General features: G+C 61.7%; 25 protein-coding genes and 1 riboswitch. Of the genes, 16 read left to right on the forward strand and 9 right to left on the reverse strand.

Annotated features, from left to right (window positions below; translation table 11 throughout):
* The first annotated feature begins 105 nt into the window (after nucleotides 1-105).
* The 3 genes from JJ917_00940 to JJ917_00950 all read left to right on the forward strand — a co-directional run bounded on the left by JJ917_00940 (nucleotide 106) and on the right by JJ917_00950 (nucleotide 3,496).
* Nucleotides 106-804, forward strand: coding sequence for a D-lyxose/D-mannose family sugar isomerase (locus JJ917_00940; GenBank protein MBO6697373.1), 699 nt, complete (start codon nucleotides 106-108; stop codon nucleotides 802-804).
* 25 nt (nucleotides 805-829) lie between these two features.
* Nucleotides 830-2,215, forward strand: coding sequence for an MATE family efflux transporter (locus tag JJ917_00945; GenBank protein MBO6697374.1), 1,386 nt, complete (start codon nucleotides 830-832; stop codon nucleotides 2,213-2,215).
* A gap of 183 nt (nucleotides 2,216-2,398) precedes the next feature.
* Nucleotides 2,399-3,496: a LacI family DNA-binding transcriptional regulator gene (locus JJ917_00950; protein ID MBO6697375.1), complete on the forward strand. Its 1,098-nt coding sequence runs from the start codon at nucleotides 2,399-2,401 to the stop codon at nucleotides 3,494-3,496.
* On the opposite strand, the gene JJ917_00955 is transcribed toward JJ917_00950, so the two are convergent.
* Entirely contained in the window at nucleotides 3,493-4,143 is a 651-nt protein-coding gene (locus JJ917_00955; protein ID MBO6697376.1) for a thiamine diphosphokinase, read from the reverse strand. The genes JJ917_00950 and JJ917_00955 overlap by 4 nt on opposite strands.
* 94 nt (nucleotides 4,144-4,237) lie before the next feature.
* Nucleotides 4,238-4,341, forward strand: a riboswitch (TPP riboswitch).
* 74 nt (nucleotides 4,342-4,415) lie between these two features.
* Here JJ917_00955 and JJ917_00960 point away from each other — a divergent pair.
* The 6 genes from JJ917_00960 (at nucleotide 4,416) to JJ917_00985 (ending at nucleotide 11,054) form a co-directional block, all read left to right on the forward strand.
* Nucleotides 4,416-5,432, forward strand: a complete 1,017-nt coding sequence (locus tag JJ917_00960) for a thiamine ABC transporter substrate binding subunit (protein ID MBO6697377.1) — start codon at nucleotides 4,416-4,418, stop codon at nucleotides 5,430-5,432.
* Between the two features lie 23 nt (nucleotides 5,433-5,455).
* Nucleotides 5,456-7,039 (forward strand): ABC transporter permease subunit, encoded by a 1,584-nt coding sequence (locus tag JJ917_00965; GenBank protein ID MBO6697378.1) that lies wholly within the window; start codon nucleotides 5,456-5,458, stop codon nucleotides 7,037-7,039.
* Entirely contained in the window at nucleotides 7,036-7,752 is a 717-nt protein-coding gene (locus JJ917_00970) for an ATP-binding cassette domain-containing protein (protein MBO6697379.1), read from the forward strand. Before JJ917_00965 ends, JJ917_00970 begins: the two co-directional genes overlap by 4 nt.
* A 67-nt stretch (nucleotides 7,753-7,819) precedes the next feature.
* Complete coding sequence (locus JJ917_00975) at nucleotides 7,820-9,265, forward strand: bifunctional enoyl-CoA hydratase/phosphate acetyltransferase (protein ID MBO6697380.1); 1,446 nt, start codon at nucleotides 7,820-7,822, stop codon at nucleotides 9,263-9,265.
* Nucleotides 9,266-9,271: 6 nt separating this feature from the next.
* Nucleotides 9,272-10,444 (forward strand): acetate/propionate family kinase, encoded by a 1,173-nt coding sequence (locus JJ917_00980; GenBank protein MBO6697381.1) that lies wholly within the window; start codon nucleotides 9,272-9,274, stop codon nucleotides 10,442-10,444.
* Entirely contained in the window at nucleotides 10,437-11,054 is a 618-nt protein-coding gene (locus JJ917_00985) for a hypothetical protein (GenBank protein MBO6697382.1), read from the forward strand. Before JJ917_00980 ends, JJ917_00985 begins: the two co-directional genes overlap by 8 nt.
* Here the strand turns inward: JJ917_00985 and JJ917_00990 are convergent.
* Nucleotides 11,051-11,947 carry a metallophosphoesterase gene (locus JJ917_00990; GenBank protein ID MBO6697383.1) on the reverse strand — a complete coding sequence of 299 codons (897 nt, stop codon included), beginning with the start codon at nucleotides 11,945-11,947 and terminating at the stop codon, nucleotides 11,051-11,053. The genes JJ917_00985 and JJ917_00990 overlap by 4 nt on opposite strands.
* Nucleotides 11,948-12,119: 172 nt before the next feature.
* On the opposite strand from JJ917_00990, the gene JJ917_00995 reads away from it, so the two are divergent.
* Entirely contained in the window at nucleotides 12,120-12,812 is a 693-nt protein-coding gene (locus JJ917_00995; GenBank protein MBO6697384.1) for a hypothetical protein, read from the forward strand.
* Between the two features lie 389 nt (nucleotides 12,813-13,201).
* On the forward strand, nucleotides 13,202-13,624 hold the full coding sequence (locus JJ917_01000) for an NUDIX domain-containing protein (GenBank protein MBO6697385.1): 423 nt from the start codon (nucleotides 13,202-13,204) through the stop codon (nucleotides 13,622-13,624).
* 3 nt (nucleotides 13,625-13,627) lie between these two features.
* Here the strand turns inward: JJ917_01000 and JJ917_01005 are convergent, their stop codons facing one another.
* Nucleotides 13,628-14,620, reverse strand: coding sequence for a glutathione S-transferase family protein (locus JJ917_01005; protein MBO6697386.1), 993 nt, complete (start codon nucleotides 14,618-14,620; stop codon nucleotides 13,628-13,630).
* 379 nt (nucleotides 14,621-14,999) lie between these two features.
* On the opposite strand from JJ917_01005, the gene JJ917_01010 reads away from it, so the two are divergent.
* Complete coding sequence (locus JJ917_01010; GenBank protein ID MBO6697387.1) at nucleotides 15,000-15,470, forward strand: N-acetyltransferase; 471 nt, start codon at nucleotides 15,000-15,002, stop codon at nucleotides 15,468-15,470.
* Here JJ917_01010 and JJ917_01015 read toward each other — a convergent pair.
* Genes JJ917_01015 through JJ917_01030 form a run of 4 tightly spaced genes read right to left on the reverse strand, consistent with a single transcriptional unit; the run spans nucleotide 15,467 to nucleotide 22,379 of the window.
* On the reverse strand, nucleotides 15,467-17,605 hold the full coding sequence (locus JJ917_01015; protein ID MBO6697388.1) for a hypothetical protein: 2,139 nt from the start codon (nucleotides 17,603-17,605) through the stop codon (nucleotides 15,467-15,469). The two genes, JJ917_01010 and JJ917_01015, sit on opposite strands and share 4 nt — an antisense overlap.
* Complete coding sequence (locus JJ917_01020) at nucleotides 17,602-20,442, reverse strand: DUF4159 domain-containing protein (GenBank protein ID MBO6697389.1); 2,841 nt, start codon at nucleotides 20,440-20,442, stop codon at nucleotides 17,602-17,604. The genes JJ917_01015 and JJ917_01020 overlap by 4 nt, the downstream gene beginning before the upstream one ends.
* On the reverse strand, nucleotides 20,443-21,384 hold the full coding sequence (locus tag JJ917_01025) for a DUF58 domain-containing protein (GenBank protein ID MBO6697390.1): 942 nt from the start codon (nucleotides 21,382-21,384) through the stop codon (nucleotides 20,443-20,445). It lies immediately after the preceding gene.
* Nucleotides 21,381-22,379 carry a MoxR family ATPase gene (locus tag JJ917_01030; GenBank protein ID MBO6697391.1) on the reverse strand — a complete coding sequence of 333 codons (999 nt, stop codon included), beginning with the start codon at nucleotides 22,377-22,379 and terminating at the stop codon, nucleotides 21,381-21,383. Before JJ917_01030 ends, JJ917_01025 begins: the two co-directional genes overlap by 4 nt.
* A 316-nt stretch (nucleotides 22,380-22,695) precedes the next feature.
* On the opposite strand from JJ917_01030, the gene JJ917_01035 reads away from it, so the two are divergent.
* From JJ917_01035 to JJ917_01050, 4 genes are read left to right on the forward strand one after another with little or no spacing between them, the layout of a single operon-like run.
* Entirely contained in the window at nucleotides 22,696-23,253 is a 558-nt protein-coding gene (locus JJ917_01035; GenBank protein MBO6697392.1) for a DUF1285 domain-containing protein, read from the forward strand.
* A 32-nt stretch (nucleotides 23,254-23,285) separates the two neighbouring features.
* Complete coding sequence (locus JJ917_01040; GenBank protein ID MBO6697393.1) at nucleotides 23,286-23,978, forward strand: CoA pyrophosphatase; 693 nt, start codon at nucleotides 23,286-23,288, stop codon at nucleotides 23,976-23,978.
* Between the two features lie 24 nt (nucleotides 23,979-24,002).
* Nucleotides 24,003-24,257: a hypothetical protein gene (locus tag JJ917_01045; GenBank protein MBO6697394.1), complete on the forward strand. Its 255-nt coding sequence runs from the start codon at nucleotides 24,003-24,005 to the stop codon at nucleotides 24,255-24,257.
* Entirely contained in the window at nucleotides 24,254-25,501 is a 1,248-nt protein-coding gene (locus tag JJ917_01050) for a CCA tRNA nucleotidyltransferase (protein ID MBO6697395.1), read from the forward strand. Before JJ917_01045 ends, JJ917_01050 begins: the two co-directional genes overlap by 4 nt.
* On the opposite strand, the gene JJ917_01055 is transcribed toward JJ917_01050, so the two are convergent.
* Nucleotides 25,498-25,851 (reverse strand): GNAT family N-acetyltransferase, encoded by a 354-nt coding sequence (locus JJ917_01055; protein ID MBO6697396.1) that lies wholly within the window; start codon nucleotides 25,849-25,851, stop codon nucleotides 25,498-25,500. The two genes, JJ917_01050 and JJ917_01055, sit on opposite strands and share 4 nt — an antisense overlap.
* A 127-nt stretch (nucleotides 25,852-25,978) precedes the next feature.
* Nucleotides 25,979-26,896, reverse strand: coding sequence for an oxygen-dependent coproporphyrinogen oxidase (hemF, locus tag JJ917_01060; protein ID MBO6697397.1), 918 nt, complete (start codon nucleotides 26,894-26,896; stop codon nucleotides 25,979-25,981).
* Between the last annotated feature and the right edge of the window lie 10 nt (nucleotides 26,897-26,906).

Genomic DNA, 26,906 nt, shown 5'->3' on the forward strand with positions numbered 1-26,906 from the left:
GACCGTTTCCCAGCGCGCAGATCATTGACCGCTGATGCTATCGGTCTAAACAGGCAGCTCCGTTTGGACTGATCCCTCGGGATCTTCAGCGTCAGGACCAATGCCATGAAGCGCTCGCAGGTAAACGCCATTCTTGAAGAGGGCGATGCCTTCTTCAAATCCTTTTCCTATTGTCTGCCGCCCTTTGCCTATTGGTCGCCGGACGAACTGATCGCGCATGGCCGTGCACCCGGCGGCAGCATGATCATCGACCGGCGCATGGGTTGGGACATTACCGACTATGGCAAGGGCGATTTCGGTTCGACCGGTCTGTTCCTGTTCACCGTGCGAAACGGCCTTTTGTCGGATCTGCAGGCCGGCGGTGGCATGGTCTATGCCGAGAAAATCATGATCTCGAAGAAGGATCAGCTGGCGCCCATGCACAAGCATGTCATCAAGGCTGAGGACATCATCAACCGCGGTGGCGGGAAGCTGGTGCTTGAGCTTTTCACCTCTGCGGAGGACGGCTCATGCCATCCGACCGAACCGGTCACGGTTCCTGTCGATGGCGAGTTGCGCACCTTGCAAGCCGGGGGCCTCTTGAAGCTTGATCCGGGCGAGAGTGTGACGCTTTTGCCGGGCGTTTGGCATGCCTTCTGGGGCGAGGGTGGCGATGTGCTGATCGGCGAAGTCTCCACCGTCAACGATGATGAGACCGACAACATCTTTCAGGAAGATATCCCACGCTTTGCCCACATCGAGGACGATGTGGAGCCCAATCATTTGCTGGTGTCCGACTATGACAAATGGCTGGCCAATGCGTGATGATACGCGCACAGCGGCACGATGAGTGTCTGATGCGCCGCTCCCACTGACCCAAACGCCCAATACGCTGCGCTGGCATGTGCGGCGTACGCTGGTGCTTGCCTGGCCAGTGATCCTCTCGCGCGTCGGCGTGCTGATGATGACCACGCTTGACGTCGTCGTGGTTGGCCGGGCTGGGGCGCAGGAACTTGCCTATTACGTTCTCGGCTACGCGATCATCGACAGCATGGTCGCAGTGATGGCCGGCTTGCAACTGGGTGTACCGGTGCTAACCGCCCGCTCGATTGGCGAGGGCAGGGCGCATTTGGCAGCTTTGATCTGGCGCCGGGGTCTCATCTTTTCCATCGTTATCGGCCTTGGCGCCGCGCTGTTCTGGCAAATCGCGCCTTGGTTTTTTGAGGCTATGGGCCAAGAACCTGATCTAGCACGCGGCGGCGGCGCGGTGACGGCCTTGCTGGCGTTTAGCTTGCCCTTTGTCGGGCTTTTTTTGGTTTCTGCCATGCTCTTGGAAGCGTTGGAAAAACCGTTTCACGCGACCATCGCCGTGTTGCTCGCCAATGGTTTGAACCTAGGCCTGAGCATTCTCTTCGTCTTTGGCGCTGGACCGATCCCGGCCATGGGCGCCTGGGGGTGTGCGCTGGCCACCGTCATCACCTCGGCGTGTCTCGGCTTCGGCCTGGCCGGCTATGTTCGGTTCCTCCTGCCTGGGCGGCAGACGTTCGGCTTTGGCGCGAAAAAAGATGATGCCCCGCCATCGGGCATCGAACAAAGGCGGCTCGGCTATGCCGCCGGTGCGTCCTACGGTCTGGAAGCAGCGGCCTTTGCCGGTATCACGGTGATTGCCGGCTTGCTCGGCGTGATCGGGCTCGCAGCCATGGGCGTTCTGTTCCAGCTTTTCGCGCTCACCTTCATGATCTCGTTCGGCATCGCTGGCGCAACGCAGGTGCGGGTCGGCAATGCTTGGGGCCGCCAGGACGCGCGCGGCATGGCCCAGGCCGGTTGGGCGGGCTTTGGTCTGTCGCTTGTCTGTTCGGCGGCGATCAGCCTGGTGTTTTTGATCGTTCCAACCTTCTTCGTCGGTCTTCTCACCACCGATCAAGTGGTGATCGCCGCCTCGCTTCCAGTCATGATTTGGATGGTGATGGCGTTGCTCGCCGATGGTGGCCAGACCGTTCTCAATCATGCCTGCCGTGGGCGCGGCGATACCTGGGTCCCCACCCTGCTCCATATGGTCAGCTACTGGTTCGTCATGTTGCCGCTGGCCTGGCTGCTGGCGTTGCGGCTCGATGGCGGGGCGGTCGGTCTCTATCAGGCGATCCTGGTAACCAGCCTGGTTTCGCTGGTCGCGATGGGTAGCCGTTTTGTCCAGTTGTCACGCCGCGGCCTGCCTGCCATACCGCAGCCGACGTAAGCCAAACGTGCGGCGCACGGCCTTTGGCAGCGTGCTCTCATCCCGGTTCTTTTTCCTTGACGACGATCTTGGCCCTTGCGCGGCGGCCCTTGGATGGGGCAGGCTGAGCGAAACCGCTTTCGCTAGGTCTCCACCGGCGGCTGCGTTGAAGATGGCCGTGAAGGTCACTACCGGGGGAAACGCGTGACCAAGTCACCGAACACCGGTCCGAGGCGTTTGAAACGTCGCCGGATTGGCATCAATATCAATGATCTGGCCGAACGCGCGGGCGTGGCGCCGGCAACAGTGTCGCGCGCCCTGAACGGCTATACCGATATTGCGGAAGCGACGCGTACGCGCATCCTGAAGCTTGCCAGCGAACTCAATTATCAACCCTCCTCGCGTGCCCGCCAGCTTGCACGTGGTCGCGTGGAGACAGTGGCTTTTGTGCTGCCGGTGAACAGCCGCCAGTCGAACGATCCGTTTCTTTCCGATTTTCTCGACGCGCTCGCCTCGGCACTATCGGCGCGCGACCACGATCTTTTGGTTGCGACGATTCGTGATGATGAAGACGAGATCGAGGTTTATCGACGGCTGATCGCCGCGCGCAAATGCGCAGGGTTCATCGTCACAAACTCACGCGATGATGATCCGCGCATTAGTCTGCTGCGCGAGTTAAACGTACCGTTTGTCGTTTATGGCCGCGCATCCAGTGATGTGCCCTATCCGCATCTGGACATGGACAATGAGGCCGGCATCGCCGGCATGGTCGATCATTTGGTGGCGCTCGGTCACCAGCGGTTTGCCTATGTCGATCTGGAGGAGGTGGCGACTTTTGCACGCCTGCGCCGCGCTGGTTTCGAGCAAGGCGTTTTACGCAACCGATTGCCCGAGCAACAGGTAGCGATGGTGCGGGTGCCGCACACCTCCGCCGGAGGGCAAAGCGCCATCGCCACTTTGTTTGACGGCGGCAACTCGCACCGGCCGACGGCCGTCGTTTGCCCAGCCGATGTAGTGGCGATAGGCGCCATTCAGGCGGTGAGCGCCCGCGGCTATCATGTGGGGCGGGATGTTTCGATCACCGGTTATGATGGGGTGCCGCTCGGCGCCTACACGGCCCCGCCACTGACCACAATGAGCCAGCCGACTCGTGACATCGGCCAACAGCTTGTCGATATTTTGTTTCGGGTGATGGAGGGGGCCGATCCGGCCCAGTTCGATGCCGTGCTCAAGCCGACGCTCGTGCGCCGGGCATCGGACGGCTCGCCAACGCTGGTCGAAGCGGCGCGGGCCTTGCCCTAATCGTTTTGGTTTGCCAGCCGCGCGATCAGCAGCGCGGTTCCTTTGTTCAAGGTGGCTGTCAGCCGGCCATCGACCTCGTTGGAAATCGTCAGCGTGTCGCCGAATGGCATCGTGATCGCGTCGAGCGGCCAAACCGCGCCCTCCAGGGTCAGTCCTTCCAGGCCAGAAAAAGCCAGCACGCTGAACACTGTGCCGCTCGAATAGTCGAAGGTCTGTGGCTCGGGTGACAGCGGCGTGGCCTCTTCCTCGCCATTGCTGAGCAGAACCGACAGTCCCTCTTTGGCCCGCGCACAGGCATCGGCCATGATCGCAAAGGTATGGTCGGTGCGCCCACCAAAAGCGCCGACAATCGTGATGGCGGTGGCGCCGCGCTTGATCGCCTCTCGGATCGCCAGCGCCCCATCGGTGATCGATTTGGCGGCTGGAAAGGCCTGGCGTGTGATGTCGGGATAGGCATCGCCATCCCCGTTCGACGACGAGTCAAAATCTCCCACCCAGAGTTCTGGCGTCAGGCCGAGGGTTTTGGCGTGGGCAATGCCGCCATCAGCGGCAATCGTTCGCGCACCTTCCACCTGATGGCGCAGGCGCGTGGTGGGCGTCACTGGTCCTGCCAGCAGCACGGCAAAATGAGTCGAGTCTTGGGTCATCGGCGCCACCCAATGGACCAGCGCAAGGTGCGACGCAAGCGCCCAAGTGGCGTGACACCTACTGGACAGGGTCACTGCCTCGGCCTATGTCTCCTCTTGCTCACCGGGGTGCCCTTTGACGAGGGCTGAGATGCTGACGCGAACCCGTAGAACCTGATCCGGATCATGCCGGCGGAGGGATTTGGGCCAGCGTCTTGCCGTCTCGGCAAAGCGCTATCTCAACATCTGTCATCCGTTTGGTGTTCCGCTCTTTTGACGTGGAGACCTTACCTATGGCCAATCGCCTTACCCAGTTCACAGCCTGTGCCGCTCTCGCAACCGCGATAGCGCTGCCCACCGCAGCGAGCGCTCAAGACCGCACGCTGACCATCTACACCTATGACAGTTTCGTCGCCGATTGGGGCCTTGGCCCGGTCTGGCAGGAGATGTTCGAGGCGCAGTGCGATTGCACCATCGAATGGGTCGCGCCCGGCGATGGTGTGGCGGTGCTTAGCCGCCTGCGTTTTGAAGGTGACTCGACGGACGCCGATCTTGTTTTAGGGCTTGATCAGAACCTGATCGTGGCCGCCAAGCAAACCGGGTTGCTGGCGCCGCATGAGGCTGATCTGTCGGTTTTGCAGATGCCCGTCGATTGGACCGACGACACGTTCGTGCCGTTCGATTTTGGCTATTTTGCCGTGATGTACGATGCGGAAGCGGTTGAGAACCCGCCGTCGAGCTTGGCAGAATTGATCGATGGCCCCTCCGACCAACCGCTGGTCATTCAGGACCCACGCACCTCTACCCCGGGGCTTGGCATGGTGCTCTGGATGAAGGCCGTTTACGGCGATGAGGCCAACGAAAAATGGGCTGAGCTTTCCGACCGAATCCTTACTGTGACGCCGGGTTGGAGCGAGGCCTATAGTCTGTTCACCTCTGGCGAAACGCCGATGGTGCTCAGCTACACCACCTCTGCCGCCTATCACATGCTGGTCGAAGAAGAGGAGCGTTATCAGGCACTTGCATTTGACGAGGGTCATTACATCCAGATCGAGGTCGGTGCCGCGATCAAGGATTCGCCGGAGCTCGATCTCGCCCGTCAGTTCCTCGATTTCATGATTTCGGCCGAAGCGCAGGCGGTGATGCCGGTCAATCATTGGATGATGCCGGTGCGTGAGCCGTCCGACCCTCTGCCGGCCGTGTTTGACCGTCTTGTTGAGCCAACACAGGTGCTTTCCATCGATGCCGAGACGATCGCCGAGCAGCGTGCCGGTTGGGTCGATGAATGGCTCGACGCGATGAGCCGCTAGCAGCACCACCAGGGAACAGGTCGATGCGCGCCAGCGCCCTGCCAGGGGTCATTGTTGTGGCCGGATTTGGCGCGTTCATCGCGCTGGCGCTCGTCATGCTCGTCATGGCGGGCGGGTCCGGCCTTCCGGTGGATCGCCTCACCAGTCCCTACACGCGCTCGCTGCTTGGTTTCACCTTGCTGCAGTCGACCTTGTCGGTGACGCTCTCGGTGCTTGGCGCACTCCCGTTGGTCGTCGTGATGCATCGCCACCAGCGGTTTTTTGGGCGGGCGGCGTTGGTGCGCCTGCTGGCTCTCCCGCTGGCCTTGCCGCCCTTGGTCGCGGTGTTCGGCCTATTGGATGTGTGGGGCCGCAATGGGCTTGTCTCCTGGATGCTGCAACAGGCCGGCTTCGACGTTCGGCTGGATGTTTTTGGCCTGCAGGGCGTTCTTCTGGCGCACGTGTTCTTCAACTTGCCGCTGGCCGCACGCCTGATGCTGACGCATTTGGAGCGGCAACCGGCCACGACCTTTCGCCTCGCCGATCAGCTTGGATTGGAGGGCTGGAACCGGTTCTTCCGTCTCGAATGGCCTTTGCTTCGTGCGCATCTGCCGGGCGTTGCCGGTCTCATCATGATGCTCTGCATTGGCTCCTTCACGCTCGTTCTGACGTTGGGTGGCGGACCATCGTCCTCAACCTTTGAGGTTGCGATCTATCAGGCGCTACGCTTTGACTTTGATCCGGGTCTGGCCGCGCTCTACACGATGGTTCAGCTGACCTTGGCCGGCGCCGTGCTTCTGTTTTTGACCAGACTTGGCGGCGCACCTGAGGATAGAGCTGGGGCGCTGCCGACCAGTGAAGCACGGGCAAGACCCTTGCCGCTCTGGGGTCGTGCAATCTTAGGCTTGGCACTTCTCTTTTTGGTCCTCCCGCTTGTGGCTCTTGTGGTCGGTGGGTTAATTGCCGAATGGGGGCGGCTTTTCGGCATGGCGCGGCTCTGGTCGGCCGTCGGAACCAGTTTGGCCATCGCAACGGTCGCGGCAATCTTGGCGACAGGCGCCAGCTACGCGCTGCTTGTGGCGCGCGAGCGCGGATTTCAGCCCCGAAGCACGGCGCTGCGCCTCTATGAGACCGGGTATGGCATGGTTGGATCGGCGGTGTTGGCGGTGCCGCCGCTTGTCCTGGGCGCCGGATGGTTTTTGGCGATGCGTGGTTGGCCGGCGCCGACCTTCATCGCTGGGTGCCTGGTTGTTTTGGTCAACGCCTTGATGGCGCTGCCCTTTGTCCTGCGCATCATGAGTCCGGCCTTTCAGGCCTCCGAACGGCGCTATGGCGCCCTTTCGGCCAGCCTCGGCATGACAGGTCTGCATCGTTTTGCCCGTGTGGATGCGCCGGTTTTGGCACGCCCGTTTGCGGTTGCGCTTGCTTTCGCGCTGGTGCTTTCGGTCGGCGATCTGGGAGCGGCCGCTTTGTTTGGGGCCTATGATTTGGTGACGCTGCCGGTTCTGATCCTCAACCTGATGGGCAGCTATCGCACCGATGATGCAGCAGGCGTTGCACTGCTGCTTGGGGTTTTCGTTTTTGTGCTCATCGCGCTTGCTGAGCGTACGCATAGGGTTTTGGGATGATCGAGCTTTCCGGTGCCACCAAACGGTTTTCGGAGGAAGGCGTGTTTCGCTTCGATCTGAACGTCGGCGAAGGCGAGAGCCTTGGCGTCATCGGTGCCAGCGGTGCGGGTAAGTCAACGCTGCTGCAAATGATCGCCGGATTTGTCGATCTGGATGGCGGGCTCATTCGCTTGGCGGGGCAGGATCACAGCACCAGTACGCCCGCGGCCCGCCCCATATCGATGGTGTTTCAGTCCAACAATTTGTTCGATCATCTGGATGTGGCCACCAATGTAGGGCTTGGCATCGCGCCTGGTTTTCGCCGTGCAGGCGCGGCCATGGGAAAGGTCAAAGATGCGCTGCGTCAGGTCGGGCTTGATGGCTTTGAAGACCGGCGGCCGTCCGGCCTTTCCGGCGGGGAAGCCCAACGGGTTGCATTGGCGCGGGCGTTGGTGCGCGACAAGCCCATCCTTCTGCTCGATGAACCTTTTGCGGCGCTCGGCCCGTCCATGCGTGCTGATTTCACCACGTTGCTCAGCGCCATGCAGAAAGATCGTGGGCTGACGATGTTGACGGTTTCGCACGCACCAACCGAGCTGCGCGGACTGTGTTCTCGGCTGGCTTTCGTCGCTGACGGAGGGATCGCAGCGCTTGGCGACACCGAAGCGATGCTAACCGATCCGCCGCATCCTGCCTTGGCGACCTATTTGGGCGTGTCCGCACACCAGAATTGAGCGTTTGTCCGACATGGCGACGTCACGTTGATTGCGTTAGGAACGGGGAGTTGAAACGGAATCCGTCATGAATCTCTCCCCCTCCGATACCTCAGGCAGTCTTGCCAACACGCCCTTTGATCAACTGCGCGTCGGGCAAAGCGCCTCGGTTGTGCGGCTTTGCACGGCCAATGATCTGATCGTCTTCGCCCACGCTTCGGGCAATTTGAACCCGATCCATTTGCCGTCCACCGATACAACCGGCGACGGCGTTGACGATGCGCCGATCGCGCCAGGCATGTGGCTTGCATCGCTCATCTCTTCGGTTTTGGGCAATCATCTGCCGGGGCCGGGCAGTCTGTACCTGTCGCAGACGCTGACTTTCTCCGGTCGGGCCCGGGTTGGGGATGAGTTGACGGTCAAAGTGACCGTGGCAGAGCTGTCCGAGGATCGCCGTGTGACACTGGTTACGCGCGTCAAGGGACCTGATGGCGTTGTGCTGGTGGAAGGCGAAGCGCAAATCCAGGCGCCAGAGGCACCGGTCTATCTCAATGATATCGAGGTGCCGGACCTTCAGGTGCAGAAGCACCGCCACTTCGACGCCATGCTGGAACTGGCGCAGAGCCTGGATCCTCTGCCGGTCGCCGTCGTCGCGCCGGACGACCCCAATTCTCTCGGCGGTGCGCTGTTGGCGCGTGACGAGGGGCTGATCAAGCCCATTTTGGTGGGGTCGAAAACGCGCATCGAACAGGCGGCCGCGACCCTTGGAGTATCAATCGAGGATCTGGAACTCATCGATATTGAGGATGAGCCAGCCTCTGCGGCCTGCGCGGTGTCGTTGGTGCATGAGGGCCGCGTGAACGCGGTTATGAAGGGTCATCTGCATACCGACGGGCTGCTCAAACATGTGGTGAAAGCCGATGGCGGGCTGCGCACCGGCAAGCGGATCAGCCATGTGTTTGTGATGGATGTTCCCGGTCGTCCGCAGCCGATCATCATCACCGATGCGGCGATCAACATCACGCCGGACCTCAAAACCAAGGTCGATATCGTCCAGAACGCGATCGATATTGCGCTCGCGATCGGGATCGAAACGCCGAAGGTCGGCATTCTCTCCGCCGTCGAAACGGTGAACCCTGCCATTCCGTCCACGTTGGATGCGGCGGTGCTTTCCAAGATGGCTGATCGCGGTCAGATCAAGGGCGGCATCGTCGATGGGCCGCTTGCAATGGACAATGCGGTGGATGTTGGCGCGGCGCGCACCAAAGGCATTGGCGGCTTGGTGGCCGGGCACGCCAATGTGCTGGTCGCGCCCAACCTTGAAGCGGGCAATATGCTCGCCAAGGAGTTGACCTTTTTGGCGCATGCCGAAGCTGCAGGGCTCTTGGTTGGGGCGAGCGTGCCGGTGATCCTCACCAGCCGGGCCGATGATGACAAGGCACGGCTCGCGTCCTGTGCGCTCGCGGTGCTCTACGGGGCTTGGTTGCGCACGCGCAAACCGGTCAATGCGCGCCTCTTCAACGAAACCGAGTAACGGGCGATGAGCGACGCGTTGCTGACGCTGAACGCCGGTTCATCGAGCCTCAAGTTCAGCCTGTTTGCTCTTACCGACGACGCGCCAGAACGGCGCTACACCGGCGCATTCGACCGTGGCGGGGCGCCGGGCGAGGTGGCCATCACCAGCGCCGACGGAGCGCGCAAGAACTTGACGCTGGACCAGCCCGGCGACCTGGCGAGCGCCTTTGCTGCGGTGCTCACTTGGTGTGAGCAGCAGTCCGACTTTGATGAGGTTGTTGCCGTCGGCCACCGGGTGGTTCACGGCGGGATGGATCACGCTGCGCCTGTGGTGCTGACCGAGGATGCAATTGCCGACCTGGCAAAGCTTTCGCCTTTGGCGCCGTTGCATCAGCCACACAATTTGGCGGGTGTTGAGCAGGCGAAAGCGGCCTTTCCAAAGGCCTTGCAGGTGGCCTGTTTCGATACTGCGTTTCACCGCACTCATCCGTTTGTGAATGACACGTTCGCGCTGCCACATCGTTTCTATGCTGAGGGTGTGCGGCGCTATGGTTTCCACGGGCTGTCTTATGATTACGTGTCGAGCACGCTTGATCCGGCACTGACGGCTGGCCGGGTGATCATCGCCCATCTCGGCAATGGCGCGTCGATGTGTGCGCTCAAAGCCGGACAAAGCGTCGGCTCGACGATGGGGTTTTCGCCGCTCGATGGCCTGCCCATGGGCACGCGCTGCGGGCAAATCGATCCTGGTGTCCTGCTCTACCTGATGCAGGAACACGGCATGGATGGCGATGCGATTGCAACGCTGCTCTACAAGGAGTCGGGCCTGAAGGGTATGTCGGGTCTGACCAATGATATGCGCGTGTTGCTTGCCAGCGATGATCCCCATGCCAAAGAGGCGCTCGACTATTTCGTCTTCCGCATTCAGCGCGAAATCGGCGGTATGACGGCCGTGCTTGGCGGTCTGGATGCCCTGGTTTTCACCGGTGGTATCGGTGAGAACGCCGCGCCGATCCGCGAGCGTGTGTGTTCGGGTTTTGAATGGCTTGGCCTGGCCTTGGATGAGGACGCCAACACCGCCAATGCGCACGACATCGCGGCTGAAGGTTCGTCGATCCGCGTGCTGGTCGTGCCAACCGATGAAGAGGGCATGATTGCCCGCTACACAGCCGATCTGCTAGGGTCGTCCCATGAGTGAGGATGGTTCCAATGTTGTGCCCATGGTGAGCCGCGCCGGTCGATTGGCCGATGCGCTACAACGGGTTCGCGCACGCGAGCAGGCCCGTGCCCGTGATGCCATGGCCGCGCGTGACGGGCGCCTGGAAGCTTTGGCCGATGATCTGCGCGCCATGGCCGACGAGTTGCCCGCCGGCGAAGGCGATCGCTTTGCATTTGTGCCAGCACAGAATGGCGAGCGCTTGACGATCGATGCGCAGAGCTTTGTCGATCTGCACCCTGAGACGCTGGATTACCGGCTGGTGCGGCAAGACCGCGACGGCCCCGACGTGATTGCCGAGAGTTCGAAGCGCGAGGCGATGGCCGACAGCGTGGCTGATTACGTCGCCGAACGGATCGTGCAACGCGAAGGGCTGGCCGGAGCCACATCTCAGTCCCCGGTTGCTCGAACTCCCAGCCCGACTGCCGCGCCTGCGCCCGCAACCACGCCCGCCGTTTCGACACCGGTTGCGGCGTCGCCACCTCAGAAATCACGGTTTTGGGTTGGGTTCTGGTGGTTCGTGCTTGGCGGTGTTTGCTCGGCCACAGCGCTGTTCACCTACGCTTGGCTTCAGGCGGGCCCTCCTGGCTAGGCCCGCAAGGCGGCAAAGCTTTCGGTCGATAGTTCGGTGATCGGTCCGCCATCGGCTGGATAACCCCGTCGTGTGGCGGAGACCTTCCAGCCTTGCTCGCTCTCGTCAATGTCGAACAGTGTGTAGCTGGCCGCAGGTTTGTGCCCACCGATGCTCTGGGCTGCCGAGGATACGCCGAATACCGGGATCGGTCCGGCCGGGCCCTGGACAGTGCGCCGCGTCGGCAAATGGGTATGACCGTGCAGGATGAGGTCGGCGCCGTGATCTTGCCAAATCGCGCGCACCCTTTTCGCGTCGATCAGCCGCTTATGCCACGGCCCGGCTCTGTCAAACGGCGGGTGGTGGATAAGGACCAGCCGAAATTTGTCCTTTGAGCCATCAAGCGCCGCTGCCATGCGCGTGCGCTGGTTTCGATCCACCGCGCCCGTGGCGAGAAATGGCTCGGTCGCCGTCGCCGTCGATAGGCCGATAATCTGCACCGGCCCGCGTTGACGCAGCACCGGGTAGAGCAGGGGCCCGGGCATGTCGGATTCCAAAAATGGCGCGCAATGCAGATTGAAGCGATCCAGGGCGCCAGGAACATAAGCGTCGTGATTGCCGGGTATCGCAGTCACGATGTCCGGCGAACCGAGGGTCGCCAAAAAACGGCCGGCATTCTCAAACTCTGCTTCCAGCGCGATGTTCACCAAGTCGCCGGTGACGGCAATATGATCGGGCGACTGGGCCTTGAGGTCGGCGACCAGCGCCTCGGTCGTTCCGCCGACAAAGGCCTTGGCGCGATTGCGCTGCCAATTCAGGTAGCCGAGCACGCGCTTGGACAGAAGCTCGCGCCGGTGCACCGGCGGCAACGGTCCAAGATGGCAATCGGAAAGGTGGGCAATGCGGAAGGTCATGGCGCGCGCACATTGGCCATTCCTGCGCGCCGCGCAAGGCCTGAAAGGCCAGCCAAATGTGGAATGAAAAGCCGCCGCTAACCCTTTAACCAGGTTTGTCGTGCCAGACCCGACGCTCGTTGTTAGGTTCAATTCTGCCGAATACTGGTTTCACCTAAGGGATACGCGCACCATGTCTTTCGTTCATACTCACCTTTCCCACGCTCAAACACACGAAGAGCTCGCGCCGCCGCGTTTCTTCTTTGGTTTGGCGGGTTTGGCGATCCTTGGCGTGATTGCCTACATCGCGCTCTCGATTGTTGCAGCGCCCAGCGATGAGCCGCTCTACCATTTTGGCGAAGATGGCGCGATTACCGCGCTTTCCACGGTGTTCCTCTCCATGGCCAGCGCACTTGCCTTGGCGGTGTTCTACCTGCGGATTGAGGATTGGAAGAGCGGTGCGCTGTTCTGGCCGGTTCTTGCTGCCGGATGCGCGTTCCTGGCGCTTGATGAGCAGCTGATGCTACACGAACGCGGCGGTCACGTTATTGAGGTGAGCAGCGTTGGCGCGACCGAGATGTTCCGCAACTGGAACGACGTTATCGTGATCGGCTACGGCGTTGTGGCGCTGGCCATCGCGGCCATGTTCGGGCGGGAAATTCTGCGCTGCCGGGTGTTTGCCTTGGTGTTTCTGGGCGGCTTTGCCTTCTACGCGTTGCACACCGGCATCGATTCCATCGTGCCTGACACGGTGGCCTGGAAGGATATTCCAGAAGAAAGCGCCAAGCTGAAAAGCGTGCTCTTCCTGTTCCTGGCGGTGATGGCGCAGTTCCTGGCTGTGGTCGAACCGCTGCGCCGTGATCTTGGCCAGACGGCAGGGCGCTAGCGCCCTGGCCGTTCTTTGCGTTCCGCTTAGAGCGGCATCGTATCGCGGGCGGCGTAATTGCCGGGGCGCGACCAGTCCATCGACGAGTGGCGGGCACTCAAAGGGCCGGACCAAAGAACCTTCCAAAACATAGCAAACATTTCTATCACCAAAGCCTAGGTGTGGGGGGAAGCGCTGCCATCGGCCGCGCAGGCATAATCATCGGGACAGGGGCTATGACGCGTTTGACCGCTGCCAACAACAGATGGCAAAGCGGGGCAGCCATGCGCGGCACGCATGTGGCCGGCAACGCTTCCTTCACACATAACAAAAGCCTTTCGAGCGGGTGACACTTGGACAAGCCTAGGGGCCTTTTCGGCAGGCTGACGCGCTGGATTTGGGTGCGGATCATGCTTCTGCAACGAGGCATGACGTTTGGCGTGCGGATCATTGCGCTCAATGCGGAAGGCCAGGTGCTGCTGGTTCGCCACGGCTACACGCCGGGCTGGCATTTGCCCGGTGGCGGCGTGGATTATCGCGAAACGGCCGAGCAAGCCGTGCGACGCGAACTGGAAGAGGAAACTGGTTATCGCGTCGCCGGTGGCCTGACCTTGCGCGGCTTGGCCTACAATACCCGTCAATGGAAGGGCGATCATGTCGCCGTCTTTCACACGGCTGCCGTTGAGAAGGTACGCGATGTTTCGCCGACCTTTGAAATTGCCGAGATCGGGTTTTTCGCGCCTGATGCCTTGCCAGAGGGCACGACGAAAGGCACGCGTGCCCGGCTTACCGAATGGCAAACCGGGCAGGATGTCGATCCCTATTGGGCCTGAGGTTTACGCCGCAGCTTTTAGGCTGTCGCGACCATGGGCAACCGTCAGGTCTAGGTCTGGTCCAACCGGCACGACGCGGGTCGGATTGATGGTTTCATGGCTCATGTAATAGTGCCGCTTGATATGATCCATGTTCACGGTCTCGGCGACGCCCGGCACTTGGTAAAGCTCGCGCAAATAGCCAAGCAGGTTTGGATAATCGGCGATGCGGCGGATGTTGCACTTGAAGTGGCCGACATAGACCGGGTCGAACCGCACCAGCGTGGTGAACAGGCGCCAGTCGGCCTCAGTGATCTGATCGCCAACGAGATAGCGACGTGCACCAAGGCGGTCTTCCAGCTCATCAAGAACGGTGAATAGTTCAGTCACAGCCTCTTCATAAGCTTCTTGCGTCGTCGCAAAGCCCGACTTGTAAACGCCGTTGTTGACCGCGTGATAGACGCGCTCGTTGATGGCATCGATCTCTTCGCGCAGGGCTTGCGGGTAGAAATCACCCGGGGTGGCGCCGATGCCGTCAAAGGCCTCGTTGAACATGCGAATGATCTCTGAGGACTCGTTGGAAACGATGGTGTTCGTCTGCTTGTCCCAAAGGATCGGCACCGTGACGCGGCCTGAGTATTTGGGATCGGCCTTCACATAGATATCGGCGGCCACGTCCGAGCCGAACAAGCGGTCTGTCGTTGCGTCGGGCTGATCGGCGTCGAACACCCAGCCTTTGTCGTACATCAGCGGTGAGACCACATCGACGCTGATCATGTCTTCCAGGCCTTTAAGCTTGCGGAAGATGAGTGTGCGGTGCGCCCAGGGGCAAGCGAGCGACACGTAGAGATGGTAGCGACCCGCCTCAGCTTTGAAGCCGCCTTTTCCGGTCGGCCCGGCGCTGCCATCGGCAGTGATCCAGTTGCGGAACTGGGAGGCCTTGCGGACGAATTTGCCGCCCGATTTTTTCGTGTCGTACCAGGTGTCGTGCCAGACACCATCTACCAGCAAGCCCATGGGGCGCTCCTTTGCAAATTGGCTTCGTTTGGACATAAATCCCTGTCGGGTCATACCCTTGCGACAGGACATAGAGCGCGCGCATCGTTCTGCCTAGCGACCCGATGTGACACGCACTGTTGTCGAATGGCGAACAACGCCGCTTTTGAGCGATTGCATCACCCGTTTGACCGTGATAGCGCAACGCCATGAAAACGATCCGGTTCCAGGCAGAGCGACGACGCTCGCGACGATAGTGCGCCCACCGCACGCCCTATGGCGATGTGCTGTCGCCTTTCCGCTCGCTTGAGCCTGTTTCCTTCTGAGTATCGTTTTCGTGACCCATTCCCCATTGAACGTCGGTGCGTTTGCCGCGCCTAGCCATGTCACCATTTCTCCTATGTATGCCAGCGACGACGCGCGCGTGCAGGCGTTGCAGGCCGAAGTTTTCGGCCCTGGCCGTTTTGCCCGCACGGCGTTTCGATTGCGCGAGACGGCCGCACCGCTCCTGCCGCTTTCTCTGATTGCGGAGGAGAGTGACCAATTGATTGGTGCGGTTTCGATGTCACGGATTATGGTCGGCGCGGTCCGTGGCGTGTTGCTCGGGCCGCTTGCGGTGCTTCCCGACAAGCGTGATCTCGGCATCGGCAAAGCGTTGCTCGCCAAGTCCGTTGCCAAGGCTTTCGATGCCGGAGAACTCTTCGTGCTGTTGGTGGGCGACTTGCCGTATTACGCGCCGGTCGGTTTCAAGACGGTGCCATTTGGCACGATGACCACGCCCGGTCCGGTGGACCCATCACGGCTGCTGATTGCGATGAATCCTGAACATTCATCATCGCCCAGCGGCGCAGTGCGTGGTGCCGCCGACTAGCGCCCTTCACGCCACCAGGCGGCGCCCCAGAGCGCGAGTGCCGGCAGCAGGGTCCAAAGTCCGAGTGAGAGCGGCTGCTGCCGTGCACCAACCAGGACACTAGCATCGGTGCGGCGCACGCCGATCCATCCATTGCCGGACGTGCGTGCCGCCTCGCCCACTAGGCGCAGGCGGGGCACGTCCATCTCCTCGCCTTGGCTTTGCGCCAGGCGCGCGATGGAGCCGTTGCTTGCCTCAGTCAGCGGTTGCAGCCGATCTGGGGTCGAGACCACCTGTTGCAGCTCGACCGGATTGGGCGGACCGACATGGGCGAGGGTGGTGCGTGTGCCATCGGTGATCCGCCAGAGGCCGATCTCTTCGGCGGGAAGACTGCCGCGAAACAGCCCGTCGCCTTCATCGGTGAGTACCAGCGTTGTGATCGCACCAGACGGGGCGGTGATTTGCAGCGGATCGACGGTTTCACCCAGCGTGCGCCGCTCAACGATCATCCGCTGGCCCTGCGTACGTGCGGTCAGCGTTTCGTCTTCCAAATCGGGCTCGCGCATCAGCCAATGCGCCATGCGCCGCAGTAGCTGAACATGCGGACCGCCGCCCTCAAAATTGCGGGCCCAAAGCCAGACATGATCGGACAGAAGAAGGGCGATGCGGCCTTCCTCGACACGGTCAAGCGCCAACAAGGGCGCGCCGGGCATGGAACTGGTTGTCGGCGCGCGCATGGCAATCGTGCTGGCGTTGGAGGCTTCGGCTTCGATCAGGCGGAACCAGCGGCTCCAGCTGGGATCACCATCACCATCGCCCGCCACATCGCCAGAAACGTCCCCTGGCAGGCCGCGCGTGATTGGGTGGCGGCGGCCCAAGTCGGTGACCCTTGGCCGAAAGGGCTCCTCGGCAATGGAGCCGGTCGGGTAGGCTGGCAGGATGTCAGCCAACGCGGTGAAAGCAATGCTGCTGGTATCGGCAAACTCTGGGCCGGCCGCCACCAAAAGCGCGCCGCCACGGCGGACATAGTCGGCAATGTTCTCAAAATAGACGAGCGGCAGCACGCTGCGCCGTTGGTAACGATCAAGAATGATCAGATCGAAGTCATTGATGCGATCGACGAACAACTCGCGGGTTGGAAACGCGATCAAAGACAGCTCGCTGATCGGAGTCCCGTCCTGCTTTTCCGGTGGACGCAAAATGGTGAAGTGGACCAGGTCCACCGAAGGATCGGATTTGAGAAGATTGCGCCAGGTGCGCTCGCCGGCATGTGGCTCACCGGAAACGAGCAGAACGCGCAGCGTGTCGCGAACGCCTTCGACGGAAAACACCGCCTGATTGTTCAGCGCGGTCAGCTCGCTGTCGGCGGGCTCGATGCGGATTTCAAACAGATTGTCGCCTGCACGGTCCACCTGCACCGGTACGTCGACGGTCACGCCGATCGGAACTGGCGCCTCGGCGAGTATGGCGTTGTTGCGCAGGATCGTCAGATTAACGGTGGGGTTCGGATTGGCTGAGAGCGGCACGCCTTCCTCAACAACCGTGAACCGCACCACCTCGCGGCGATCGACCAAGGCAAAGCGCGGCACTTGCTCCAGCTCTATCCGGCGATCGCCCTCGTCAGGATGGCCCGTCAACAGTGTGTGGACAGGAATAGCGCCGGACTCGATCAGCGGCGTTGAGGCGCCGTCCGCAGGCGCGTCGGCGATCTGTCCATCGGTGAGCAGGATGATGCCGCCGATCTGATCCTGGGGCACGTCTGCGAGTTCTTCCTGGATCGGGCCAAGCGCCCGCGTTCCGCTTTCAGCATCGGTGCCGAGACGGATGGTGCGCACATCGATGTCGCCCAGCGCTTCCAGTTTCGGGCGCAGCGCGTCGGCGGCGCCTTGCGCCATAGCGCTGCGATCCTCGATGGACTGGCTTGCGCTTTCGTCGGTGACCAGCGCGACAATGGTTGGCAGTCGGTCGCGTTCTTCCAAGCGCAGCGACGGATCGGCCAAGGTCAGAACGATGATGGCCATGGCCGCTGCGCGCAGCAACGCACCCGGACGGCCGCGCCAAAGCGCAAAACCGACAAGAACAATGCCGATCACACCAAAGAGGATGATCAGCCAGACCGGAACCAGCGGATCGAAAAGCAGCGTCCAATCGGTCATTGGACAAGCCGTTCCAGCAGCGCTGGGATATGGACCTGATCGGCCTTGTAATTGCCGGTCATGACATACATGCCGATGTTGATGCCCGTGCGGTAGGCGAACTCGCGTTGCAGCCGATTGGGCGGTGAGGTGGCATAAAGCGGCCGTCCATCCGAGGAGAGCGCCCAAGCCGACGCCATATCATTGCCGGTGATCATGATCGGGCTCACGCCGTCACCGCCGCGCGCTGGGCGATCGACATTAGCCGGGTCGTCTGGCAGCGCTTCCACCCAAAGCGGTCCCGTGGCGTAGCGACCGGGAAAGCTGTCGAGCAGATAAAAGCTTTTGGTGAGCACATGATCGTCGGGCACCGGCTCCAAGGGCGGAATGTCCAGCGCCGCCAGGAGCGTGCGCAGATTGGCGGTTTGCGCGCTGATCGAGGAGGTAGCGAAGTTGGAGGCTTCATCACGGGTGTCGAAGAGGATCGTGCCACCATTGTTCATATAGGCGTCGATGCGTGTGATCAGCCGGTCGGAGACAGCGATCGGCGTTTCCGGCATCGGCCAGTAGATCAGCGGATAGAAGGCAAGCTCATCGTCGGCAGGATCTATGGCCATCGGATCGCCAGGTTCAAACGCGGTGCGCTGGGTGAGGATACGCGACAGACCGGAAAGGCCCTCGCGTGAGCGCTGATCGATCTGACGATCGCCGGTCACCACATAGGCAAGTCGGGTGGAGTTCGCGGCAGCAATCATCCGACTGATCTGCGACTGCTCGGCGCTGTTGGATTGTGCAAGTGCGCTTGTTGGCGCGAGCTGGCCAGAAAACACGAGCCCAGCGGCCAGGACAGCAATGCTGGCAGCCGTCCCGGCGCGACGTGAACCAGCAAGGCCACCCAACGCGCCCGACAGGACAAGTACGATGACCGCGTCCGCAAGGGCGAGCAGGGCGACCAGCGTAACAAGAGCCGGTCGCAACGAGATCGATTGATCTGCGCCGATTTCCAGTGGTTCCGCGCCGAGCTGCGCGGCGAGATCAGCATTGGCAAGGGTCAGTGTGGGTGGTTCGGCAAACAGGTTGAGCGCGCGCGGGCTCGCCGCCGGGCCGTAAAAGCCCGGTGGGTTGGTTACTGATGGCGCGGATGAACCGGTGCTGGCCGTCCAAGGCTCCGCATGTTGCGGCGGGCTGCCCAGCGTTCCGAAGGCATCAAGCGTGGTGCGCGGGGCGAGCAGGCTTTCGTCGCTTGGCGCTAGGCCTGCCCCAGCGTCCGAGCGTGTGGGCGCGAGTTCCACCAATCGTCCAAGCATATCCACAAAGAGGCCCGAGAGGGGCAGGTTGGACCAACCTGTGTCGGCGGTGACGTGGAACAGAACAAGTTGACCTGTTCCGCGCGCCTCGCCCGTGACCAAAGGCGTGGAGTCAGCCAATTCCGCATAAGTTCGTGCAGCGAGCGCGGCGCCCGGTTCGCTGAGCACTTGGCGTTCGATGGCCACGTCCTGCGGGATGAAAAGGCCAGCAAACGGGCTGCCTGCGGCGAAGGGCGCGATGCTTTGCGGTTCCTCCCAGGTGAGCGCGCCGCCGAGTTGCCGATCGACCGCGCGCAGTGGCACGGGGATCAGGTCATCGTTGGATTGGGTGAGGCCGGTGGAGGCAAAGCGGATCAACACGCCGCCCTCCTCGATCCACGGCTCGAGCAACGACACGGTGGAAGGTATGAGGCTGGCGACATCGACCAGGACGATGACGTCGACGCCTTGGGCGATCATGGTATCGATTTCACCACTGGTGTCGCCAGAGCGCGGCACGACCACATCGGCGGTCGGACGCAATGCTCGCTCCACATAGGTTGTCCCGGAAAGGAGCGGCTGCGCCTCGTCGCGCCGCTCGGCGCCGACAATGCCAACGCGCCTGCGTTCCAGCCGATCATCAACCAGAACGACCTCGCCGGTATGGCGCGTAGGGACGATGGCGATGCGAGCAATATCATTGCGCAAATCAAGCGGCAGGTCGAAGGCAACGCGATTGCGAAGGTTGCCATCATCGTCAGTCAAAGCAACGAGCGCCAATTGGCGGCCAGAACCGTCCAACGCCGCGACGGAACGTGGATCAGCGACAGGTTCTTCGGTGGTGACCGCAGTCACGATGGCCGCTGGGCCATCAACGCCCCCATCCAGGCTTAGCGCCAGATCAGGCGTCTGGCCGGACACCAGGGCAATCGGCCGCTCGGACGCAAGCGATGTTAGCCATGCTTGGGTGTCATCATCAGGTGCCCAACCATTTGTCAGCCAGACGAGGGACGCGTCACGCCAACCGGGATTGGCCAACACCGTTTCAATATGAGCGCGCAAAGCGGATGAATCGGTCGCTACGGGTTGGGGCGCGATATTGGCGAGCATGGCCAGCGCGTCAGCCCGGTCACCGGGCAAAGGGGTGAGGGCCAACGGTTGCGGGAAGGCTGTTATGGCGACGGGGCGGCCTTCGGCGCTTGCCGCCTCAATGAGGCGGGTCGCCTGGTCTTGGCGCACGTCCCAAGCGGATGCCGTCGCCCAATCGCTCTGCATGACGATGAGCAGAGGGGTGTCGTTTGCGCCGGGCAGGGCAATCGGGTCCGACGCCCGCCAGACTGGGCCTGCAAAGGCGAGAATGAGCAAGGTCAAAAGCAGAAGGCGAAGGGCCAACAGCCACCAAGGTGTTTTGACCGGCGTTTCTTCAGCGTTGGTGAGCTTTTCCAGAAGGCGCAGCGGCGGGAAAGGCGTTGTTGCCGGTTGCGGCGGGGTCGCGCGCAACAGCCACCAAAGCGCCGGCAGCGCGAGCAGGCCGAGCAGTGCCAAGGGTGCAAGAAAGCTCACCGCGCTCATTTAGCGATCCCGCGCGCGCGACAGCGCTTCATGCACGCTGAGTAAAGGCGTGGCGGCGGGGCGGTCCGTGTGCGTGACCGTGTGGCTCCAGCCGCGCGCGCGTGCGATTTGCCGCAGCTCGTCGGTGAAAGCGCGGAACAGCGCCTGGTAGGGTTGCCGCCAGCTTTCGGCGCGCCCAGCCGTGATTTCGGAACTGTTCTTGCTGAGCGGCTGAAAGCGCATGCGCCCCTTAAAGGGAAAGGCTTCTTCGACCGGATCGATGATTTGGACCAGATGCGCGCGTGCACCGCGCGAGACCAGTTGCTCGACCAGTCGGTCGCGGCTTGTCTCGTCGAAGAGAAAATCGGACAGGATGATCACATCCTCGCGCGGTTTCACCGCTGTCATGTCCGACCAGCGATGTTTGCCAGATTTGTCTGTGTCGCGCGTGATCAGTTCCAGCGCCATGGTGTTGAGTGCGGCATCACCGGTCTTGGGGCGCTCGCCGCCAATCAGCCCGACCCGTTCGCCGCCTTTGGTCAGCATGGCCGACAGGGCCAGCGCCATGACCACGGCGCGGTCGCGCTTGGGTTCGCGAGCGTCCGGAGAGGCAAAACGCATGGAGGACGACATGTCGACTGACAGGCGCACCGTGTGGGCGCTTTCCCACTCCATTTCGCGCACGAAAAGCGCGTCGCCGCGCGCCGACCGCCGCCAGTCGATGCGGCTTGAGGCATCGCCCGAGCCGTACTGGCGAAACTGCCAGAAGGACTGGCCGGAGCCGGCGCGCTTGCGGCCGTGCAGGCCGGCAAGCAGCGAGGCGGCAAGGTTTTTCGCTTCCACCATCAAGTCCGGCATCGCATCGGCCAACGCGCGTGGGCGCGTGCCCAAGTCGAGCGGATCGAGCGGTGTTAGAGCGCCGGGGCCGCTGGATTGTGTGGTGCGCCGTGGAAGCGTGATCACAAAAGCGCCTCGACGAGTTTGGCAACCAGATCGCGACGGGTGACGCCTTCGGCGCGCGCTGCATAGGTCAGCGCCATCCGGTGGCGCAAAATTGGCTCGGCGAGCGCGGCGACATCGTCCTTGGACGGTGCGAAACGACCGTCGAGCAAAGCGCGGGCGCGGGTTGCCAGCATTAAGGCCTGCGATGCACGTGGTCCAGGTCCCCAATCGAGATGGTCGCCGACGACCGGATGCGCGCCCGCGCCGGGACGCGCGCCGCGCACGAGATCAAGGATCGCATCGGCAACCTGTTCGCCGACTGGCATGGCGCGGACAAGTTTTTGCGCTTCGATCAGTTCTTCCGGGCCCATGACGGACTGTGGCGGCGTCTCGGTTTCTCCCGTTGTCAGCCGCAGCATGGCGCGTTCGGATTCCCGGTCGGGAAAGCCGATCTCGATTTCGAGCAGGAACCGGTCAAGCTGCGCTTCCGGCAGCGGATAGGTGCCTTCCTGCTCGATCGGGTTCTGCGTGGCGAGCACATGAAACGGGCTCGGTAGATCGTGGCGGGTGCCGGCCACCGTGACATGGTGTTCCTGCATCGCCTGCAACAAAGCCGACTGGGTCCGTGGGCTCGCCCGGTTGATCTCATCGGCCATCAAAAGCTGCGAAAAGATCGGACCTTCGATGAAGCGGAAGGCGCGCGATCCGGTTGCACTTTCTTCCAGGACTTCAGCGCCCAAAATGTCGGACGGCAACAGGTCAGGCGTGAATTGCACCCGGCGGGCGCCAAGCGAGAGCACCGTGCCGAGCGTTTCGACGAGTTTGGTTTTCGCCAGGCCCGGCAGGCCGACCAGGAGTACGTGGCCGCCACAGAGCAGGCCGACCAAAGTGTTTTCGATCACTTGCTCCTGGCCAAGAATGGTCTTGCCGATGGCTGTCTTGGCGGCGGCTAGCCTGCCAGCCACCGCTTCGGCGCGGTCGGTGATCGCCGTTTCGGCATTGGCTTTGGGTTCCAATTGCGTATCCTGCACGTGATGCTCCTAAGGGCGGCAATTCTCTGGTGAATAAAGTTGGCGCACGATCGAATCTGGGCAACGCGCCACCTTATCGGCACCGTTCATGGCGCCTTTTTGTCGTCGCCCGTGTTGGCCTTTGTCTGCCCTCGCGGAGGATTCTCAAAGGCTGGTCGGTTGGAGGCTGCGCAATCTGTGCGCCAGACGCAAGGTCCAAAGGTCGCTTCTGCGCTCACCATATGGTGAAAACTAGGGTCTCTATGGGATTTGGAAACGTCAAATGGTGGGATTGAGCACCGCTGAGCCAGCGTAAGACAGGATGACCACCACCTCGTTTGAAAACCTTTTGTTTGCGGCTGGATCGGGCAAGCGCACGCCGCCTGTCGAGCGCTGGAACCCTGAACTTTGTGGCGCCATCGACATTCGTATTGCCGCCGATGGGACCTGGTTTCATGAAGGCAGGGCGATCCAGCGTACTCGGCTTGCCAAGCTCTTTTCTTCGCTCTTGCGCAAAGATGGGGATGGCGTGACCTATCTTGTCACGCCGCATGAAAAGCTCGCCATCCAGGTCGACGATGCGCCGCTCGTCGTCGTCGACTACGCTGCGAAGCAAGGCCTCGACGGGGAGGTATTGGTGTTGCGTACGTCGATGGATGATGTGGTCGAGGTTGGCGCTGATCATCCGGTGCGTTTCGCGCTGGAAGTTGGCAGTGAGGGCGTGAAGCCTTATGTGCTTGTCCGTGGCCGGATCGACGCGCTGCTCAATAGGGCCACGACCATTGCTCTTCTCAACGACGAGCGCTTTGTCGATCTGGATGGGCAAACGCCCGTGCTGCGTTCCGGCGCAGCGATCTTTCCAGTTTTGCCCGCCGATTGAGCCAATCTCCTTTTTTCGCTTAGGAACCTTTTTTGTCGAACCAGGCACAACCTTTCGCCAATCAGCCTGAACTGCCGGCTGGGCTAGATGGCCATCGTCTCGCCAATGCGTTGTTTGAGTCCCTGACCAACGACCAGCCGGTCGTTTCGAGTGATGCGCAGGCCGATGATCCGTCCGGCGATCATGTTCTCAACCCTGATTTTGCGACCTTTCGACCGAAAAACGGTCTGAAACCGGCTGCGGTACTGATCGCCATCGATATGGCTAAGGCCGAGCCAGACGTGACATTGACGGTGCGGACCAGCACGTTGAGCGCTCATGCCGGTCAGATCGCCTTTCCCGGAGGGCGAATGGATCCCGGCGAGGTTCCCGAAGAGACGGCGCTCCGCGAGGCGGAGGAAGAAATCGCGCTGTCGCCGGGCGCGGTGGAGGTGCAAGGGTTCTTGCCCAGTTATGCCTCGCGCACCGGCTACCGTGTCTATCCAGTCGTCGGAGCACTTGATGGCTTGCCGCCGCTTTCGCCGAGCCCGGCGGAGGTCGACAGCATCTTTCAGGTGCCGTTGTCGTTCCTGCTCGATCCCACCAACGCGGAACGCACGAGCCGTGTGTTTGAAGGCAAAGAGCGCTATTTTTATACCTACCGATTTGAGAATCATGCCATCTGGGGTTTGACGGCGGGTATCGTGCACCACATGTCAGAACGGTTGATCTCTCACCTCACTTAACGCTTCGGCCAATGGAGTTTTCGCGTGCTGCGTATAGCCATCATCAATCTGGCGCTGTTTCTTGTCCCGTTCGCCCTCTACCTTTTGTGGACAACGGTGCGCGGCAAGCGCTCCGACATGCCGTTTTACTGGCTTGTCGGATCGGGCGTAGCGCTGGTTCTGGTGGCGATGATCGCTTTTGCTCAGTTCGAAACCGGGGACGTGACAGGTCAGTATGAGCCACCACGGTTCGAGAACGGCGAGATCGTGCCGGGCCGGATCGTCGAACCGGTTGAATGAGTGAGCCGCTTCGCGACCTTTTAGAGCGACCAGGCGTCCGCCCGGTTCTTAAGGCTATCGCGCAAGACGACGATGACGCCTGGCTGGTTGGTGGCTGCGTACGCAACGCGCTGCTGGGTCAGCCGATCAGCGACATCGATATCGCCACGCAGGCGCTGCCGGAAATCGTGACCGCGCGGAGCGAAGCTGCCGGGCTCAAAGCTGTGCCGACGGGCATAGAGCATGGCACCGTGACCGTAGTGGTCGATCACCATCCAATAGAAGTGACGACGCTGCGCCGTGACGTTGAAACTGACGGCAGGCGGGCCGTTGTGGCCTTCAGCCGCGAACTGGCGGAAGATGCCGGCCGGCGCGACTTCACGATGAACGCGCTTTATGTCGATCGCGCTGGCGCCCTCCACGACCCGGTCGGCGGCCTTGAAGATCTGGAAGCGCGGCGGGTGCGCTTCATTGGTGATGCGGGCACACGCATCCGCGAGGATTATCTGCGCACGCTGCGCTATTTCCGGTTTTACGGCTGGTATGGCCACGGCTCGCCGGATCGCAAGGCGATCAAAGCCATCGTCGCCAATAAATCCGGGCTGACCTCTTTGTCGGCTGAACGGGTTTGGGCGGAGCTGAAAAAGATACTCGCCGCGCCACAGGTCACCCGCTCGCTGCTTTGGATGCGCCAGACCGGCGTCTATCAGGTCGTGCTGCCCGAAAGCGGCGATATGGATGGGTTCGCCCGGTTCATACGGCTGGAAGAGGCCGTTGGCATACGAGCTAATCCTTTGCTGCGGCTAATGGCGCTGCTGCCGCCGCGGGCGCTGGACCGTGTGCAGGATTTGGCCAAGCGGCTGAAGCTATCCGGCGCCGAGCGCGAACGGTTGGTGTCGGCCATGAAGGCCGATGCGGTGCTCGACACGTTGCAACTCGATGACCCGAAACCCTTGCGCGCTGCCCTTTACGATCATGGCGGGCGGGCGGTGCGCGATGTTTTGGTTTTGCAGGCTGCCAGGGCGCTCGATGCCGATCCGGAACAGCCCTTGCCGGATGGCGTTGCCGACCGGGTCGCTCGGCTTTGGAACCTCTCCGACACCTGGACCAAACCTGACTTGCCCGTCTCCGGCAATGATCTGTTGGGGCGGGGCATCCCGGCCGGCCCGCAACTGGGGGCCGCGCTGAAAGTGATGGAGGGCGCCTGGGTCGCTTCAGATTTCACGATGACCCGCGACGATCTGCTGGCTGTGTTGAAATCCTAACCGGCTCTCTCTGCCAGCGATTCTAAGGCCTCACCATCCCAGCGCAGATAGGCTTTGCGCGTGTCGATTGCGCCCAAGCGTTCGTACAGCGCTCGCGCGCCATCGTTCCCTGCATCCACGGTGAGATCGAACCGAGCGCCTTTGCGGCGCAGCGTTTCCTTAGCGCAAGCCTTGATAAGAGCCTCGCCAATGCCTTCGCCGCGAGCGGCGCTCGCGACATAAATGTCTTTCAAGAACCATGCAGTGTCGAGGTTGCCAGCTGGAAACAGGGGGCAAATGACCGCGTGGCCGACAAGTGACTTGTCTTTGACGGCCACGAGCATGACGCTGTCGCTGGTCTTGTCGAACAATGGGTTAGGCGCCGACGTGCCGTGCTTTCATCAATGGCCTCATCGCCTTGGTAGTGCGTTTCCATTTCAAGGCAGAGCGGCACCAGCGCTGGGACATCGCTTAGCGTTGCCAATCGAATGCTGAAACTCACGGCCAGCGGACCTCGGGGGGCATGGACGACAAAATGGCGTCGACATTGCCGCCCGTTTTCAGACCGAAGATGGTGCCACGGTCGTAGAGCAGGTTGAACTCGACATAGCGCCCGCGCCGGACCAACTGTTCGTGCCGCTGCTCTTCGGTGAAGGGCGTGTCCCAATTGGCGCGAACAAGCTTGGGATAGATATCGGCAAAGCCGCGCCCAACCGACTGGGTAAGCGTGAAGTCGGCATCCCAGTTTCCCGAATTCAGATAGTCGTAGAAAATGCCGCCAATGCCGCGCGGTTCGTCGCGGTGGGGCAGATAGAAATAGTCCTCACACCAGGCTTTGAGCGCCGGGTAATCGGCCTGTGCATGGCCTTCGCACGCCATCTCCATCGCTTCATGGAAGGCAATGGTGTCTGGGTCGGTCTGGTTGCGCCGTGCATCGAGAACCGGCGTCAGGTCTGCGCCGCCGCCAAACCATTGGCGTGTCGTGACGACCATGCGGGTGTTCATATGCACGGCTGGAATGTTCGGGTTGCGCATGTGGGCGATGAGTGAGATGCCGGCCGCCCAAAACCTTGGATCCTCCTCCGCGCCTGGGATTTGCTTTTGGAAAGCGGGCGCAAATGTGCCGTGGACGGTTGAGACGTGCACACCCACTTTTTCAAAGATACGGCCTTTCATCAGCCCCATCGTGCCACCGCCACCAGGCGTGCCGTCATGATTTGTGCGCTCGTGCGGAATCAATCGGAAGCGACCGGGCTCATATCCCTCGGTGCCAGGTTTATCATCGGCCTCATCTTCAATGCGCTCGAACGCGCCGACGATCTGATCGCGCAACTGCGCAAACCAAGCCTGCGCGGCGTCTTTCTTTGTGTCGATATCACTTGGCAAGCCAGGTTTGAGCTGATCGGGCGAGAAAATCGGCGTGAAG

This window comes from Hyphomicrobiales bacterium (genome assembly GCA_017642935.1).
Lineage (GTDB): Bacteria > Pseudomonadota > Alphaproteobacteria > Rhizobiales > MH13 > MH13.

Coding starts and splice junctions, on each gene's coding strand:
- JJ917_00995 (MBO6697384.1), top strand. CDS start 12,120: ATGTCTTTCGTTCATACTCACCTTTCCCACGCTCAAACACACGAAGAG.
- JJ917_01050 (MBO6697395.1), top strand. CDS start 24,254: ATGAGTGAGCCGCTTCGCGACCTTTTAGAGCGACCAGGCGTCCGCCCG.
- JJ917_00990 (MBO6697383.1), bottom strand. CDS start 11,947: ATGACCTTCCGCATTGCCCACCTTTCCGATTGCCATCTTGGACCGTTG.
- JJ917_00970 (MBO6697379.1), top strand. CDS start 7,036: ATGATCGAGCTTTCCGGTGCCACCAAACGGTTTTCGGAGGAAGGCGTG.
- JJ917_00980 (MBO6697381.1), top strand. CDS start 9,272: ATGAGCGACGCGTTGCTGACGCTGAACGCCGGTTCATCGAGCCTCAAG.
- JJ917_01035 (MBO6697392.1), top strand. CDS start 22,696: ATGACCACCACCTCGTTTGAAAACCTTTTGTTTGCGGCTGGATCGGGC.
- JJ917_00940 (MBO6697373.1), top strand. CDS start 106: ATGAAGCGCTCGCAGGTAAACGCCATTCTTGAAGAGGGCGATGCCTTC.
- JJ917_00975 (MBO6697380.1), top strand. CDS start 7,820: ATGAATCTCTCCCCCTCCGATACCTCAGGCAGTCTTGCCAACACGCCC.
- JJ917_01010 (MBO6697387.1), top strand. CDS start 15,000: ATGTATGCCAGCGACGACGCGCGCGTGCAGGCGTTGCAGGCCGAAGTT.
- JJ917_01000 (MBO6697385.1), top strand. CDS start 13,202: ATGCTTCTGCAACGAGGCATGACGTTTGGCGTGCGGATCATTGCGCTC.
- JJ917_00960 (MBO6697377.1), top strand. CDS start 4,416: ATGGCCAATCGCCTTACCCAGTTCACAGCCTGTGCCGCTCTCGCAACC.
- JJ917_00955 (MBO6697376.1), bottom strand. CDS start 4,143: ATGACCCAAGACTCGACTCATTTTGCCGTGCTGCTGGCAGGACCAGTG.
- JJ917_00985 (MBO6697382.1), top strand. CDS start 10,437: ATGAGTGAGGATGGTTCCAATGTTGTGCCCATGGTGAGCCGCGCCGGT.
- JJ917_01015 (MBO6697388.1), bottom strand. CDS start 17,605: ATGACCGATTGGACGCTGCTTTTCGATCCGCTGGTTCCGGTCTGGCTG.
- JJ917_00965 (MBO6697378.1), top strand. CDS start 5,456: ATGCGCGCCAGCGCCCTGCCAGGGGTCATTGTTGTGGCCGGATTTGGC.
- JJ917_01020 (MBO6697389.1), bottom strand. CDS start 20,442: ATGAGCGCGGTGAGCTTTCTTGCACCCTTGGCACTGCTCGGCCTGCTC.
- JJ917_01005 (MBO6697386.1), bottom strand. CDS start 14,620: ATGGGCTTGCTGGTAGATGGTGTCTGGCACGACACCTGGTACGACACG.